Annotated in this window: 14 protein-coding genes; 8 read left to right on the top strand and 6 right to left on the bottom strand. The window is 45.7% G+C overall.

All coding sequences use genetic code 11. The annotated features are described in order from the left end of the window. The first annotated feature begins 35 nt into the window (after nt 1-35). From JOE45_RS19200 to JOE45_RS19220, 5 genes are all read left to right on the top strand, one after another. Complete coding sequence (locus JOE45_RS19200; RefSeq protein ID WP_210022812.1) at nt 36-554, top strand: aromatic-ring-hydroxylating dioxygenase subunit beta; 519 nt, start codon at nt 36-38, stop codon at nt 552-554. An 84-nt stretch (nt 555-638) separates the two neighbouring features. Then, entirely contained in the window at nt 639-1,406 is a 768-nt protein-coding gene (locus JOE45_RS19205) for an SDR family NAD(P)-dependent oxidoreductase (RefSeq protein ID WP_210022811.1), read from the top strand. Nucleotides 1,407-1,508: 102 nt separating this feature from the next. Beyond that, the gene (locus tag JOE45_RS19210) at nt 1,509-1,715 is read left to right on the top strand and encodes a dihydrodiol dehydrogenase (protein ID WP_210022810.1); all 207 of its coding nucleotides are present in this window, start codon (nt 1,509-1,511) and stop codon (nt 1,713-1,715) included. A gap of 274 nt (nt 1,716-1,989) precedes the next feature. Then, entirely contained in the window at nt 1,990-3,207 is a 1,218-nt protein-coding gene (locus JOE45_RS19215; RefSeq protein ID WP_210022809.1) for a cation:proton antiporter, read from the top strand. Nucleotides 3,208-3,229: 22 nt separating this feature from the next. Continuing rightward, nucleotides 3,230-3,718, top strand: coding sequence for a cation:proton antiporter regulatory subunit (locus JOE45_RS19220; protein WP_210022808.1), 489 nt, complete (start codon nt 3,230-3,232; stop codon nt 3,716-3,718). A gap of 189 nt (nt 3,719-3,907) precedes the next feature. Here the strand turns inward: JOE45_RS19220 and JOE45_RS19225 are convergent, their stop codons facing one another. Together JOE45_RS19225 and JOE45_RS19230 are read right to left on the bottom strand one after the other, a co-directional pair. Further along, nucleotides 3,908-5,212 carry a dicarboxylate/amino acid:cation symporter gene (locus tag JOE45_RS19225; RefSeq protein WP_210022807.1) on the bottom strand — a complete coding sequence of 435 codons (1,305 nt, stop codon included), beginning with the start codon at nt 5,210-5,212 and terminating at the stop codon, nt 3,908-3,910. Between the two features lie 97 nt (nt 5,213-5,309). Continuing rightward, nucleotides 5,310-6,353: a DctP family TRAP transporter solute-binding subunit gene (locus JOE45_RS19230; protein WP_210023567.1), complete on the bottom strand. Its 1,044-nt coding sequence runs from the start codon at nt 6,351-6,353 to the stop codon at nt 5,310-5,312. A gap of 87 nt (nt 6,354-6,440) precedes the next feature. Here JOE45_RS19230 and JOE45_RS19235 point away from each other — a divergent pair, with 87 nt between their 5' ends. Both JOE45_RS19235 and JOE45_RS19240 read left to right on the top strand, forming a co-directional pair. After that, nucleotides 6,441-8,042, top strand: coding sequence for an ATP-binding protein (locus JOE45_RS19235; RefSeq protein ID WP_210022806.1), 1,602 nt, complete (start codon nt 6,441-6,443; stop codon nt 8,040-8,042). After that, nucleotides 8,035-8,790 (top strand): response regulator, encoded by a 756-nt coding sequence (locus JOE45_RS19240; RefSeq protein WP_245247397.1) that lies wholly within the window; start codon nt 8,035-8,037, stop codon nt 8,788-8,790. Before JOE45_RS19235 ends, JOE45_RS19240 begins: the two co-directional genes overlap by 8 nt. A 132-nt stretch (nt 8,791-8,922) precedes the next feature. On the opposite strand, the gene JOE45_RS19245 is transcribed toward JOE45_RS19240, so the two are convergent. The 4 genes from JOE45_RS19245 to JOE45_RS19260 all read right to left on the bottom strand — a co-directional run bounded on the left by JOE45_RS19245 (nt 8,923) and on the right by JOE45_RS19260 (nt 13,563). Continuing rightward, nucleotides 8,923-9,960, bottom strand: a complete 1,038-nt coding sequence (locus JOE45_RS19245) for an LLM class flavin-dependent oxidoreductase (RefSeq protein ID WP_210022805.1) — start codon at nt 9,958-9,960, stop codon at nt 8,923-8,925. A gap of 25 nt (nt 9,961-9,985) precedes the next feature. Next, nucleotides 9,986-11,008 (bottom strand): LLM class flavin-dependent oxidoreductase, encoded by a 1,023-nt coding sequence (locus tag JOE45_RS19250; RefSeq protein WP_210022804.1) that lies wholly within the window; start codon nt 11,006-11,008, stop codon nt 9,986-9,988. A 125-nt stretch (nt 11,009-11,133) separates the two neighbouring features. Further along, on the bottom strand, nt 11,134-11,454 hold the full coding sequence (locus tag JOE45_RS19255; protein ID WP_210023565.1) for an ArsR/SmtB family transcription factor: 321 nt from the start codon (nt 11,452-11,454) through the stop codon (nt 11,134-11,136). A 291-nt stretch (nt 11,455-11,745) separates the two neighbouring features. Further along, entirely contained in the window at nt 11,746-13,563 is a 1,818-nt protein-coding gene (locus tag JOE45_RS19260) for a sensor histidine kinase (RefSeq protein WP_210022803.1), read from the bottom strand. Nucleotides 13,564-13,633: 70 nt separating this feature from the next. Between JOE45_RS19260 and JOE45_RS19265 the strand changes: the two genes are divergently transcribed. Further along, nucleotides 13,634-15,043 (top strand): response regulator transcription factor, encoded by a 1,410-nt coding sequence (locus JOE45_RS19265; protein WP_210022802.1) that lies wholly within the window; start codon nt 13,634-13,636, stop codon nt 15,041-15,043. Nucleotides 15,044-15,055: the final 12 nt, after the last annotated feature.

Raw genomic sequence — 15,055 nt, forward strand, 5'->3', positions numbered from 1 at the left:
ACTAAATTCCAAAAAAATGCAGAGGAGGAGAGTACATGCTTTCGACTAACATTAGAATTGGAAATCCTATTTATTTTGAAATCCTTGAATTTTTGCAAAGTGAAGCAGAAGTACTGGACAGTGGGGAATTTAGGAAATGGTTAGACATGTTAGATCAAGAGATGCATTACGTGATGCCTGTAAGGACGAATCGCGAGCGAATACGCGGAGAAGGCTTTATTGGAGATATGTATCACTTTGAGGAGAACTATGCTTCCATGAAAAAACGTATTGAGCGGGTTGAGACGGAATTTGCTTGGGCAGAAGATCCGCCTTCTCGCACAAGAAGGTTTATCAGTAATGTTCGTGTCGAGCAAACGGCTGAACATGAATTTAAGGTAAAGAGTTACCTTCTTCTAACCCGTAGTCGAGGCAACGAACCTGATTATAATCTTGTTACCTGTGTCCGTAACGATATCCTGACGCGTACAGGGCAAGAGTTTAAATTAAAAACAAGAGAAATACTGATCGATCAGACGACACTGGGGATGGACAATCTAGCAGTTTTTTTCTAAGAAAAGCATATGAGCACTATAAATTCGCTGCCATTGTTCAGCAGTGTTTCAAGAATTAAATAACCTACTGGGAGGAATCCGAAGTTGACAAAGCGCTTAGAAAATAAAGTCGCGTTTATTACTGGGGCAGCGGGAGGTATGGGGCGAGCAGCGGCAGTTGTTTTTGCCCGTGAAGGAGCGAAAGTGGCAGTAATCGATTTGGATGCAAGAAAAATCGAAGAAACCGCTAGCCTGGTAAACGACGCTGGTGGAGAAGCCATCGCTATTCAATGCGACGTTATCAATGAAGATCAAGTGAAGGAAGCAATTCAGAAGACGATTGATACTTTTGGGAAGTTAACTACGGTTTATAACAATGCAGGGATTGCTCATAAGAACTTTATGATTCCTGTAGAAGAAATAAGTGCGGAAGAATGGGATAAGATCCAAAACGTAAACACTAAAGGTATGTTCCTTGTGGTGAAGCATAGTATTCCTGAACTTATACGAGCTGGCGGTGGAACTATTATCAATAAAGCATCTACTGCTGCCTTAATCAACAGCCCGGGCGGTCCTTCCTATTCGGCTTCAAAGGGGGCCATTATTTCGTTTACCCGTCAAGTCGCTGCATCGTATGCGAAAAAAGGAATCCGTGTCAATGTCATTGCTCCAGGGTATGTGATTACGCCGATGACAAAGGAAATGGAAGAAATTTTACCTGAGTTAGACAAAGTGGCTTCCGATGCAACCCCCCTTGGTCGAGGAGCACAGCCGGAAGAAATTGCGAATATTGCTCTCTTTTTGGCATCTGACGAATCTTCGTTCATCACAGGATCAGTTATTGTCGCCGATGGAGGATTGACGATCATTTAAAACGGGCCGTTTATCAATGAGATTGTTGACTATGAGTATAAGGATTGGAATGCTGCTTTATCAACAAAAATTCAAATATAAAATATAGCAAGGGTGAGGAAAATGCCAGCCGACCCACAAATTATCATCGGTAATGAGTTTACCCAAGTGATTATTAAAAAGATATATACAAGATATGGGGAGAGGTTAGAAATTACTTCGCCAAAGTTAAATCTTTCGATTCTACTTGATCCTCTGGCCCTTGAAAGTTTGACCTGGCAGGAACCTGAAGTGTTTACGGAATTTTTAGCTAAGCCATTCGGTAAATAATTAGGGTTATAATAAAAGGAGTTAATTATGGAGTGTTAACAAATATCCGTGTCCTTTGGAGATATCTATATTTCTCCAAAGGGCACGTTTTCTATTATTAAATAAAGCATTTTTTAACGGGCAGTCTCGATATGAGGAAGTAGTTCAAAATGCCAAAATTACAAGTGATGCCCCAAAAAACCGCTATATAAAGCACATTAGGTTGTTTGCTTATGTATGTTCATGTATACTACAAGGGGTAGTCTCTAGAAAAATAGGGGGGGATACATATTGTATGGATCATATGATATTTGAGGTTGGAACCGCATTGATATTAGTTGCGATTGTTTCTGTAATTGCTGGAAAACTAAAGTTCTCCATCATTCCTTTTTTAATTATACTCGGAATGTTAGTCGGTCCGCATGCACCAACAATCGGTATATTTGACTTCACATTTGTAGAGAGTCAAGGAGTTATTTCATTTCTTGGACGAATCGGGGTTCTCTTTCTTCTATTTTATATAGGACTGGAATTCTCTGTTTCAAAATTGGTCAAATCCGGTCGCAACATTGTATTTGGAGGAACAGTATACGTTCTATTGAATTTTTCAATTGGATTAGGCTATGGGTTTCTGGTCAATTTCCCGTTGTATGAAACTTTAATCATCGCTGGTATGCTGTCTGTATCCTCCACTGCGATCGTGGCTAAAGTTCTGGTTGATCTCAGACGTACCGGGAACTCTGAAACAGAGTTAATTTTGGGCATGATTTTGTTCGACGACCTTTTTCTTGCCGTATTCCTATCGGTCATGTCAGGTCTGCTTCTTGGAGGCGCTACATCCATCGGAGGAATCCTTCTTTCCGTAGGGATGTCTATGGGGTATATGCTTTTGTTCTTCGTTATTGCCAGAAAAGGAACTCCTATACTAAACAAGTTGTTAAATATCTCCTCAAATGAGATATTTATTATTGTCGTGTTTTCTGCGTTGTTTTTCATTGCCGGATTCTCAGAAACCTTACATGTAGCGGAAGCTATTGGCGCATTATTATTCGGCCTTGCTTTATCTGAAACTGAGCATAGTAAGAGGATTGAACATCTTGTTGTTCCATTCCGGGATTTCTTCGGTGCCGTGTTCTTCTTTAGTTTTGGTTTAGGTATTGATCCTCTAACCCTTGGAGATGCTGCCTGGATCGCTATCGGAGCGGTATTGCTTACCATCTTGGCAAATATGATAGCCGGAATGATGGCTGGCCGAAAGGCAGGGCTGTCCCATAAGGCATCTACGAATATCGGGCTTACCATTATGGCGCGTGGAGAATTTACGATTATTGTAGCTAACTTAGGTATAGCCGCAGGGCTAATGCCGCTGCTTAAGCCGTTTTCCGCTCTTTATGTCTTAGTCTTGGCCATTGTTGGACCTCTGTTGGCGAAAGAGTCGAAGCATATTTATAATGGCTTAAATAAAATATTCAAGTGGAACAAATCACAGGAAAAACTTAAAAATGTGGGATAATTTGAACGGAGGATGTTGATAAATGAGTACGATTCGAGAATCCGATCTGCCGGGTATCGGAAAAAAGTTTCAGGTGGAAACAAGATCAGGAGATAAAATAGTTATTGTCATTCATGACGACGGCAGGAGGGAGTTATATCATTTTGAAGATGACGATCCGGAAGAGAGTATCTCTCAGGTTACCTTGGATGATGAAGAAGCCAGACAGATCGCTGCTATCATTGGTGGAATGAGCTATAAACCCAAAGCGTTGGAAACGAATGAAGTGGCCCTCGATGAATTGGTTATTGAATGGTGTAAAGTGGAGTCGTACTTTAAATCGATTAATAAAACCATCGCCGAATTGCAAGTTCGTCAAAGAACTGGAGCCACGATCCTTGCCATTGTGGAGAAACATAAACAGAAAATCAATCCAGGGCCGGATGACCAACTGTCAGCGGAAATGACACTTGTTATTGCTGGAGAAAGAAAGCAAATTAAGTTGCTTAAAGATCTCTTGCTGAACGGATAATTAAAAGTTATCAAGTGAAGTCAAAAAAAGACAGAAAAAGTGCATCCATTAACTTGTTTAACGGATGCACTTTTTCTGTCTTTTTGTTATACCCTATTACGGCCTCGGCATCGTCATCATTTTACGTAAAAGGAGCTAATCCCAATGGATCAGCTCCTTTTACGTAAAAACAATTAGCTTGGATAAAATTTAGACCGATTTGGGTACATTAGTCTGAATAGAAGGTGTTCCTTCCACCGCTTGTTCAGTAACGGTTTCGGGCTGCCCGCCCGGGTGAAATTCATTCTCCGATTTAGCGACGATGACAGTGGCTACACCGTTGCCGATCAAATTCGTAATGGCACGCGCTTCCGACATGAATCTGTCGACGCCGAGCAGCAGGGCCATACCCGCCAGAGGGATGGAAGGAAAGGCGGCCAATGTGGCAGCAAGCGTGATGAATCCCGAACCGGTGACGCCTGCAGCACCTTTGGAGGTCACCATCAGTATGCCAAGCAGCGTAAGCTGCTGCAAGATGGTCATTTCAACCCCGGATGCCTGGGCAACAAACATAGCTGCCATGGACAGGTAAATGGCGGTGCCGTCCAGATTGAACGAGTAGCCGGTAGGAACGACCAATCCGACAACCGATTTGGAACAGCCGTATTTCTCAAGCTTATCCATCATGCGTGGCAATGCGGATTCGGATGAAGAAGTGCCGAGCACCAGCATGATTTCTTCTTTAATGTAAGCGATAAATTTGAATATGCTGAAGCCGTAATATTTCGTAATTGATCCGAGAACGACAATAATGAAAAAGGCCATCGTAAGATAAACAGAACCCATCAGCTTTCCAAGAGAGGTAAGCGATTCAATCCCGAATTTGCCGATCGTATACGACATGGCGCCGAAGGCGGCAATGGGGGATACTTTCATGATCATGTTCACGACACCGAAAAAGGCATGTGAAAGTTTGTCGAACAAATCAATGACCGGCTTGGCTTTCTCTCCCATAGCCGTCAAAGATAAACCGAAGAAGATCGCAAAGAACAGAATCGGCAGCAGATCACCACCGGCCATCGCGGCGACGACATTATCAGGTACGATGGCGACAAGAAAGTCGACAAAGCCGTGATTGGATTGTTCCGCCGCTTTCTCCGTAAACGTGGAAATATCGCCGGTCGCCTTGGTAGCATCGATACCGGCACCCGGTTTGACCAGGTTAACGATCACAAGACCGATTGCCAGCGCGATCGTGGTTACGATCTCGAAATATAAAAGCGCTTTCCCGCCGATACGACCGACTTTTTTCATATCACCCATGTTTGCGATCCCGTGCACGACGGTAAAGAATACAATAGGAGCAATAACCATTTTGATCAACTTGATAAAGACATCACCGAGGACCTTTAGTTTTTCACCCGTTTCGGGGAAGAAATGTCCAAGGAGGATGCCCAGTATGATGGCAATAACGACTTGTACAGTTAAGTTTCTTGGATTGATCCGGAATTTCATGGGACAAGCCTCACTTTCTTTTTTTGAAAACGTTTTTTCTAGTCCCAAGTGTATTAGAGAATGCGGATCAAAACAATAATACGGTCATATTGTATGTTTAGTACTTTTTGGTCAATGGGAATTCTTTCATTAAGTCTTTCCCGATGATTGCGGTAAACTCTTCGTATAGGGGCTCAAAGCGTTCCCTCCAGAGCGCTTTTTCCGCATCGGTAAGTGTCCTAATCTCTAGCAATTGATTTTGAGACAGTGTTTGCAGCCGTTTTTCGTGTAATAAGGCTTCCCGGTTGTTCCAATCCGACGTTTCCGCTAACGCTTCTTCAAGAAGCTGCTGTACTTCAGGAGGCAGTCCCTCCCAGAACTGTTTATTGAATGTGACGATATATCCAAGATAACTGTGGTTGCTTATGGTCATATAACGCTGAACCTGGTACAGTCGTTTGCTGAGAATATTGGAAATGGTGTTCTCCTGTCCATCGACCCTGCCGGTCTTCAGACTGCGATAGATCTCATTAAAAGGGGTACTCATCGTCGAAGCATTCAGCGCTTCAAACTGCCGCTTTAACACCGGGCTTGGCTGAATTCGGAATGTCAAGCCTCGAAAGTCTTCAGGCATTCGCATCGGACGGACGTTATTAGTGACTTGCCGGAAGCCGTTATGCCAGAAGGCGGCCCCCTTCATGCCTTGAGGCTCCAGTGTAGCTAGCAGTCGTTCGCCTAATGCGCCTTGAAGGGCTAGATCCACTTCCTGTTGATTCCGAAAAAGGAATGGGAGATCCATCACAAGCCATATGGGATCAATCCGGTTCATATTAGAGAACGAGGGAGCGATCATTTGAACATCGTCGTGTTGAAGGGCAGCAATTTCAGTATCTTCCGTATACAGCATTCCGTTCGGGAACACCTGGACTTCGACCCGGTCTTGCGATTTCTCTTTGACGAGCTGGGCAAAATGCGCCGCGGCGAGTCCTTTGGGCGTATTCTCGGCGACGACATGGCTAAATTTGATTACAATTCGATCTTTTAGGCCGGTGTACTCCTCATCGTATGGAAATTCACCTCTGATATCAGGTTGAAAACCGATCAAATATGCGGCAAGCAATCCAAACACAAGAAAGATGCCGATTCCCGCAGCGGTTTTTATGTGAACTCACCTCCAGGTTATTGCTATTTCAGCCCTATTATTTCACAATGAAATAGAAAAATAAACCGCACGAAAGGACGGGGAAACGTGAATCGGCTTCGCATCTACTGGAAAATTATGCTTCTCTCGTTCGGATTGGTCCTTTTTTCCCTTCTGATCGGCGGTATCGTCTTGATCGGCAGCCTCACCCGGCTCAAGGAGGATGAACTGAGAAACCGGCTGACGATAACGGCTCAAACGGTCGCTAACCTGCCGGATGTCATCGCAAGCATCGACAATTCCGATGCCGTAGATCATATTGCTCCGGTAGCGGACAAGATCCGGATATTAAATAATGTTGCCTATATTAGCGTACTCGACATGAACCGTAAGCGGTTGTCCCATCCGTTATCGGATCGCATCGGAGGAACGTTTGCCGCAGAAGAGGATGATCCAGCGTTCGCCGAGCACACGTATGTTTCTAAGGTGAGAAGCGAATCTGGTGTCGGCCTCCGAGCTTTTGTACCGGTCATGAACGCCGCGCATGAGCAGGTCGGAGTGGTCGTGGCGGGCGGCTTACTGCCAGGCGTGGATCAGCTAATCCGTGAGGAGAAACGTTCGGTCGCCGTTACCTCGCTGTTATCGCTGCTGTTCGGTATTTTCGGTTCTGTATTACTGGCACGCCATATCAAGCGGCAGATGTTCAATCTCGAGCCGCAGGAAATCGCCAGAATGTTTCGGGAACGTACGGCGGCGTTCCAAGCGATGCACGAGGGGGTCATTGCTATCGACCGAAGTGGAGCCATCACGATTTTCAATGAACGCGCCAAACAAATTTTCGGAGTTGGACGCGATGTGACGGGGGTGCCCATCGGCGATGTCATTCCGGAAACCCGGCTGATGGAGGTGCTTGATTCAGGACAGCCCGCACTGGGCAGAGAACTGAAGTTCGGAGGGACAATCCTATGGAGTAACCTGATCCCGATCCGCGAGACAGGTGATATGGTAGGAGCCATCGGGATATTTCAGGACCGGACGGAAGTGACGAGGATGGCCGAAGAACTGACCGGCGTACGTGAGTTTGTTCACGCTCTACGCGCGCAAAATCATGAGCACATGAACAAAATACACACGGCGGCGGGACTGATTCAGCTTGGCAAACAGGAGGAGGCGCTAAACTACCTATTCGAAATCGCCGAGCAGCAGGAGGAAATCACGCGGTTTCTGCAGCAGAACTTTGACGATGACGGAGTGGCTGGACTGCTTCTAGGTAAAATCAGCCGCGGTAAGGAGCTTGGCATTGAGCTGCGGTTGGATCCGAACAGCAGGCTCAAACGCTTTCCAGAACTTCTTGACCGTCATGACTTCGTACTGCTGTTAGGCAACCTGATCGAAAATGCTTTCGATGCGCTTGTTGCTATGGAAGCTGAACATAAAGAGGTATATATCAGCATCGAGCAAAATGATGAACTGCTATCCATTGCTGTCGAGGACAACGGTTGCGGCATGTCGAAAGAGACGATTGATCGCATGCTGGAGCGCGGTTATTCCACCAAAGACGGAGAGAATCGCGGTATGGGCCTCTATTTGTTGAACGATATTGTAACGAAAGGAAACGGCAAGTTAATGTGTGACTCCTCGATCGGTTTGGGCACATCGATGGAAATCGTATTTCCGATGAAAGGTGGGAAAGGTGATAATGATGAGTAACATAGAGAAACCGCTTTTTCGTGTGCTGCTGATTGAGGATGATCCTATGGTTCAGGAAGTAAACCGCCATTTTGTGGAGCAGGTGGATGGTTTTCAAGTTGTAGGTATGGCAGCCAACGGTCTGGAAGGACTTCAGCTGATCGAGCAGTTGAAGCCGGATCTGGTCTTTATTGACATATTCATGCCCACGCTTGACGGGATTGCTACGTTGCAGCGCATCCGTTCAAAAACGCTTCCAGTCGATGCAATCGTCGTGACGGCGGCGAAGGATACGGAGACTGTGCGTACGATGATGCGCAGCGGAGCGTTTGATTACATCATTAAACCTTTCAAGATCGATCGGGTTCGGCAAACGCTGGAGCGATACCGTGCACAGCACGCGGCGCTTAAGCCGGGTGAATCGGTAACACAGGACCAGCTGGATGGCATACTGATTAGCGGTGAAACCGGGAATGAAGCGGGAATGAAGGAAGCACCGGTTGATACCTTGCAAGTTCCCTCGGACGATCTGCCTAAAGGGCTTAATGCGGCGACACTTAAGCAGGTGCTCAGCGTCATGGAGCTTCAGGGCGGCGGTCTCTCTGCAGAGGAAACGGCAGCAGGAGTAGGCATTTCCCGGGTAACCGCCAGACGATATTTGGAATTTCTTGAGAAACGCGGGATTGTGCGTATTAAGGTGCATTACGGCGGCTTAGGTCGTCCCGTCAACCGATATGAATTGCAGCGTGATCCAAATGACCGAAAATAACATAATGATCAATAGCTTCTCCATCCTTGGTGCCATGAAAAGAGTGCATGAGATTCGGTGGGGATGAATAAAAAAGAAGCCGACGATGTCGGCTACTTTCCTGTCTCTGAACAATGCGAATGAAATTGTTTGTTACGCATTGATTTCTTTACGGTTGGTGATTTCAGCCACAATTTCGAAGGATCGAAGACGTGCCTGGTGGTCAAAAACTTGGGCAATGGCCATGATTTCATCGGCCTGGGTATCGTTTGCAAAATTCTGCAGCTTTTCTTTAACGGTCTCCGCGCTGCCGACGATGGAGGAGCCCAGCTGCTGCTGCAAGCCCGCTTTTTCATAGTCGCTCATGAGATCATCCAGGTTATCGACCGGCGGCTGCAGGGGAACTTCATTACCCCGAATCAGGTTCAGGAATTGCTGCTGTAATGTAGTGGCCAGAATGCGCGCTTCTTCATCCGTATCTGCGGCTATGACATTGACACCGACCATTGCATACGGCTTGTCCAGCACTTTTGAAGGTCGGAAGGACTCACGGTATAACTGAAGAGCCGGCAGGGTGTTGTTAGGCGAGAAGTGGCTGGCAAAGGCAAATGGCAGACCGAGCTTTCCGGCCAGCTGGGCGCTGAATCCGCTAGAGCCAAGCAGCCAGATGGGGATGTTAAGCCCTTCGCCGGGAATGGCCCGCACCTGAGATTTTCCCGCTGCTAAGGACGGGTCAAAATACGCGCGAAGTTCATCCAGCTGCTGGGGGAAATCCTCGCCGTTATTGCCGCTGTCGCGTCTAAGAGCGCGTGCAGTACGCTGGTCGGAGCCTGGTGCGCGGCCGAGGCCAAGATCGATGCGGCCGGGAAACAGAGATTCAAGTGTTCCGAACTGTTCCGCTATGACGAGGGGCGAGTGATTAGGCAGCATAATGCCGCCTGAGCCCACCCGGATTTTTGAAGTGCCTGCCGCCACATGAGCAATGACGACCGAGGTGGCAGAGCTGGCAATGAAAGGCATATTGTGGTGCTCGGCGAGCCAGTACCGGTTGTATCCCCACTTTTCAGCGTGGCGGGCAAGATCCAGCGTATTTCGGAAAGAATCGGAGGGACTGCCGCCGACGACTATCGGAGAGAGATCGAGCACGGAAAATGGGATGGCACTAAGTTTTTTGTTTGTTTGATCGGACATGCTGTCATCTTCTTTCTATAATAATTTATATGGTTTTATTGTTCCCAATATCGGCTAAAATTTGATAAGAACGTAAACGGGCCTCATGATCAAAAATTTCGGTGTGTGCCATAATTTCGTCGGCTGCCGTTTTTTCAATCAGCTCAAGTAACTGCTGCTTAACACCGGATGGATCGCCGATGAGGGAGGTAAACAGCTGGTTTTCTACTGAACTGCGTTCATCCTCACTCCAAAGTGAGTCCATATTATCAACAGGGGGCTGTAATGGAGCCGTTTGTCCGCGGGTTAACAATAAAAACTTTTGATACATGGAGGTAGCCAGCCTTTGCGCTTCCTTCTCCGAATCTGCTGCAACGACCTGTACGGATAATAGGACATAGGGTTTATCAAGCACATTCGACGGACGGAAATTGTCTCTGTAAACGGCCAGCGCCTCCATCATATTGCCTGGAGAAAAATGTCCGGCAAAGGAAAATGGAAGGCCAAGCTTTCCGGCCAATTCCGCGCTGTAGAATGCGGATCCCAGCAGCCAGATCGGCACTTCCGTCTTTTCACCGGGAATCGCGTGGAAGGTATGTGCTCCATTTTCTGTCGCAGTTCCGGGTCCATACAAATAAGCGATAAGCTCTTGAAGCCGCTCTGCAAATTCAGGTTCGCCGGCTGTTCGCTGACGCAATACATTAGCGGTATACCAGTCGGTCCCAGGTGCGCGGCCTAATCCTAGGTCAATACGGCCTGGGAAAAATGTTTCTAGTGTACCGAATTGCTCAGCTACGGATAGAGGAGAGTAATGGGAAAGCAGCATGGCGCCTGAACCGACGCGTATTTTCTCCGTGACGGAGGCTACTCTTCCAATCACAATTGGGGAAGCGGAGCTGGCCATTCCGACCCAGTTGTGATGCTCCGCCAACCAAAACCGTTTATACCCCCATTCCTCAGCTTTTTTTGCTAAATCAAGTGTATGGATCAGGGACTGTTCGGCAGAACCGCCTGCAATAATGGGAGAGGGATCAAGTACGGAAAGTGGTACTTTCGCTAAGTTAGGCATAAATTATATGTCCTTTCCATATCAAATCGAGATTTTACAATAAATCGATAAATAACATCTGCCCAAAAAAGCTTTACATACTTCTCGAGCATAAGGGTGACGCAACTTCCTATCAAAACAAAGAGTTACAAATGTAAACTGATGTATTGTTCAAACTGTCTGATCGTTTCTTCATTTCGGCGGTAATAAGTCCATTGTCCGATTCTTCTCATTTCCACCAAACCGCTTTGCTGTAAAATTGAAAGATATTGGGAGGTGGTGGATTGTGATATTCCTGTTTTTTTAACAATATCACTTACACAAACCCCGCCCTCAAATCCTTCTTCTTTAATAACATGGGCTTGTGTCGACAAAAAAGTTTTCGGATCTTTTAGCATTTGAAGCATACTAACTCTGGTCTGATTAGAAAGTGCTTTAAAAATTTCTACCGCTTTTTTATCATCCATACTTTTATTCAAATAGTACACCCACTTCCTAACATAAGAAGATAGATATTTAGATATCGAGAAATAACGATATATAGATATTATTTTATTTATTATGGTGAGTCAAGTGTTTTATTTAAGTATAACCAGCATGATTGTTGCTTATTAACCAGCAAGGCGATCCGTGGAAAGAGCAGAGACGTGATTCGATTGAAAAGTAAAGTAAAAAAAGGAGAGGGATAAAACATAAAACCCCCATCCTTTTTTCGCTTGAAGGGCTTTTAGAGCAACCATTTTGTGCTGCAGCCCGTATTAGTGTTGAGGTTTCTGAATTTGTAATGGCATGCGGAATTCAATAACCGTTCCGTGTTCCGGAGAACTATCGATATGAAAATACGCACGGTCTCCATAAACAATGATAAAGCGGCGGTAAGCGTTATAAATCCCTGTATGCTTTCGGAAAAACGGATCTGTCGTTTCGCCCTTGCTATGAATAAGCTGCTGAAGCTTCTGCAGCACGTCGCCGGATATGCCCGTCCCCGTATCATGAACCTTCACTTGAACATATTCCTCGTGCAATACTTCAACTTTTACTTTCAGAATAAATTGTTCGTTGCTCATATAGGGACTCCAGCCGTATTTGATCGCATTTTCAATATAGGGCTGGATACTCAGCTTCATAACCGGGATTCCGAGGGCGTCAGGATCGATCTCGAACAGCGCATTCACATTTTTACCGTTGCGGTAGTAATGGATGGTCATAAAATTTCGGATGTATTCGATTTCTTCTTTTAATGAGGCCCATCCGTTATCGTTCTGCACGGTATACCTCATCATCCGAGACACGGATTGCACCATCTCCCCGACAGCTTCACCGTTGTTACGTACGGCATAAGATTCAATCGTCTCTAACGTGTTAAACAGAAAATGGGGATTGATTTGAGCTTGCAGCTGCAGCAGCTCCCGTTCCTTTTCCTTTATTTTGGCCTGGTATACCTCACGCTCCATGTCCTGCAATTTGATGAGCATTTGATTGTAGCTATGAATTAAATAGCCGACCTCATCTCCGCGATTGGTGATCGGAATCGGGACATACCTGCCTCGGCCCAGGTTATGCATGCCCTGTTGTAAGCTGTAAAGCGGCCGAAGTATTCTCTTCATAACAGGGAAAGCGATGATTAGTGCGATCCCTAAGCTGATTGCGGCAATGAAAAGGGTCAAATAGTAGGTTTGTCGTACCCCTTCTTTAATTCGGCTGAGGGGTGCGGTCCAAAGCAATTTCCACTCACTGTTTAGAAGATCCACATAGCTGGCCTCATATTCCGTTCCTCCAGATGTGAACAGAAATTGTTTTCGCTCCGGAGTACCGCTATGAAGCGTATTACGTAAATCCAGCAGAAGCTCATGATCCAACGGCTCATTGGAAACTGTAACTCCGGAAGCCTCATGGTATAAAGTGAGCTGCCCATCGGATTCATTTTTATTGGTGCTGAGCATATTTTTTAATTTGGCTTCGCGAATTTCGATAATAATCCAAGACATCGTCTCACCCGTATTGACGTTAATGATAGGTCTAATATAGGAGAAAGCGCGGTCCTTGGCATGCAAAATATAATTCAGAGGCCGCGGGGGGACAAGCTGTGGGGTATTCATAGTGAATACAGACTTATAGAAGGGGTCGGCATTAAAAGAAAACGCCGGATCCAGACGCTTCTGATACGAATCGAAATAGACTTTGCCCATTCGGTCTAAATAAAGTACGCCCAGCACTTCCGGATGAAATTGAAGCGAATTTTTAATAATAGGACGGAACTGGATGATATACCTGGCTTGCTCAGCCAAACGGTCGGCAGGGGTATTTAAGTATTTCTGGAATTGGGTGTTTGTAAACAGATTGTCGAACGATTGATCTAAACTTTGTAAATAACTGGACATTTCCCGCGAGACAAACTGCGCATATTGAGTGGAAATCGACGCGGAATAGTTCGTGCTGGAACGCAGCATAAAGAACTCAGAGCTGAAATTGACCAGAGAAACGGGAATAATGGATATAAGTAAGAGCAGTATGAATAATTTGAGCTTTAATGATAAATGGTTTAGTATACGCTTCAGGGATTGAAAGAACGACAACTTGATGTTCCCCCTCGGATTTATTCCATCCATGCAAGCTTAGGGTTGCTTGAAGGAGTTGAAAATATTTATGAAAATCTGTGTGGTTGACGATGAGAGGGAAGTACGGATCAGTATCATTCAGAAGTTGACTTTACTTTTCCCTCATGAGCAAATCTTTGACGTAGAGTTTGGACGTCAAGCGCTGGAGCAGATTGCTCTGGTTCAGCCAAACCTCGTGTTCTTGGATATCCGAATGCCTGAAATTGACGGAATCGAGATTCTTCGTCAGCTGAAACTAATGTATCCTACGATGTATGTAGTGATTATATCAGGGTATGATGATTTTGAATATGCGAGAAAAGCGCTGCATCATGGGGCCATGGATTATCTCTTAAAGCCTGCCGACCGCGTACAGCTGCGGGAGATCGTGGAGAAGGTTCAGCATCATCTCAAGTCGGCCTTTGAAAAAGAGCTTGACGTGCTTCTTTCCAAAACACCGAATGCCCTTAAAATTCTCAAAAATATACAGTTATTTAATGTGAGTCTCTGGTTTGATGAGCGTCAGTGGAAGACGATCATTTTCAGTGATCATTTAGACTTCCTGAAGCTTGAAGCCGCCCCACAGGATATTCTCCTTACATTCGGGGTGGATTCCGAGACGCAAGGAATGATTATGAAAGCCGATTCGGATCAAGGCAGAGGCAGCTTTCGGGAAAGGGAATCGTTCATGCGCGTATTCCTGCTCGAAAATCAAAGGAGACAGCAAGCTCAATTCTTTCAAGTCCCTGTTTCCGAATACATCACAAAACCTAATGATCAGAAGCATGGGGTGAAGCAGGCCGCTAAACTGCAGCGGAAGATGGTCAATCACGCCAGAGCGGGTGATTTCTCAGAACTGGAAAGCTCTCTGGACGCCTGGTTTAAGTGCTTGGAGAATATGGGTTACGGGGATTTGCAGAGAGAATGTGCTCTTCTCATGGCACTGCTTGATGAAGGGCTAAGTAAACATGAGGTCATCGTTCTGGAGGAAGACACACTGTATTATTGGTCGGAGTGGGTATCCAAACATAGAACCTGGAGCGAGCTCAAGGAAACCATCCGAAAACTCGTGCTCGGCGGAGTCAAAGCTTTAAAGAGTCTGGAGCAACAGGACCACGATACCGGATCCAATCATTGGTTTAAACAAGCATTACAGCTGATTGAAGCCTCCCATGATCCGAATCTCAGTCTGGATTCTGTTGCAGAGGCCGTGAATGTCCATCCGGTCACGTTAAGCCGAATATTCAAGCAGCAAATGGGGATGAATTTCGTAAGATATTTAACTCGCAAGCGGATGCAGCTTGCCAAAACCTTGCTGCTTAGCACGAATAAAAAAATCAATGAAATCTCGGAAGAGATCGGATATGCGGATTATCCGTATTTTCGAAGTTTATTTAAAAAGGAATTTGGCTATTCCCCGTCTGAAATTCGCAGAAACAACGGGATTACGTCGGATTAAAAGGAGCGTTAA

Source organism: Paenibacillus sp. PvR098 (assembly GCF_017833255.1).
In the GTDB taxonomy this organism is placed as follows: Bacteria; Bacillota; Bacilli; order Paenibacillales; family NBRC-103111; genus Paenibacillus_G.

What these genes read in the sequence shown, in the direction of transcription:
- JOE45_RS19200 (WP_210022812.1), top strand. Translation starts at nt 36, where the DNA reads ATGCTTTCGACTAACATTAGAATTGGAAATCCTATTTATTTTGAAATC.
- JOE45_RS19210 (WP_210022810.1), top strand. Translation starts at nt 1,509, where the DNA reads ATGCCAGCCGACCCACAAATTATCATCGGTAATGAGTTTACCCAAGTG.
- JOE45_RS19215 (WP_210022809.1), top strand. Translation starts at nt 1,990, where the DNA reads ATGGATCATATGATATTTGAGGTTGGAACCGCATTGATATTAGTTGCG.
- JOE45_RS19220 (WP_210022808.1), top strand. Translation starts at nt 3,230, where the DNA reads ATGAGTACGATTCGAGAATCCGATCTGCCGGGTATCGGAAAAAAGTTT.
- JOE45_RS19225 (WP_210022807.1), bottom strand. Translation starts at nt 5,212, where the DNA reads ATGAAATTCCGGATCAATCCAAGAAACTTAACTGTACAAGTCGTTATT.
- JOE45_RS19240 (WP_245247397.1), top strand. Translation starts at nt 8,035, where the DNA reads ATGAGTAACATAGAGAAACCGCTTTTTCGTGTGCTGCTGATTGAGGAT.
- JOE45_RS19245 (WP_210022805.1), bottom strand. Translation starts at nt 9,960, where the DNA reads ATGTCCGATCAAACAAACAAAAAACTTAGTGCCATCCCATTTTCCGTG.
- JOE45_RS19250 (WP_210022804.1), bottom strand. Translation starts at nt 11,008, where the DNA reads ATGCCTAACTTAGCGAAAGTACCACTTTCCGTACTTGATCCCTCTCCC.
- JOE45_RS19255 (WP_210023565.1), bottom strand. Translation starts at nt 11,454, where the DNA reads ATGGATGATAAAAAAGCGGTAGAAATTTTTAAAGCACTTTCTAATCAG.
- JOE45_RS19265 (WP_210022802.1), top strand. Translation starts at nt 13,634, where the DNA reads ATGAAAATCTGTGTGGTTGACGATGAGAGGGAAGTACGGATCAGTATC.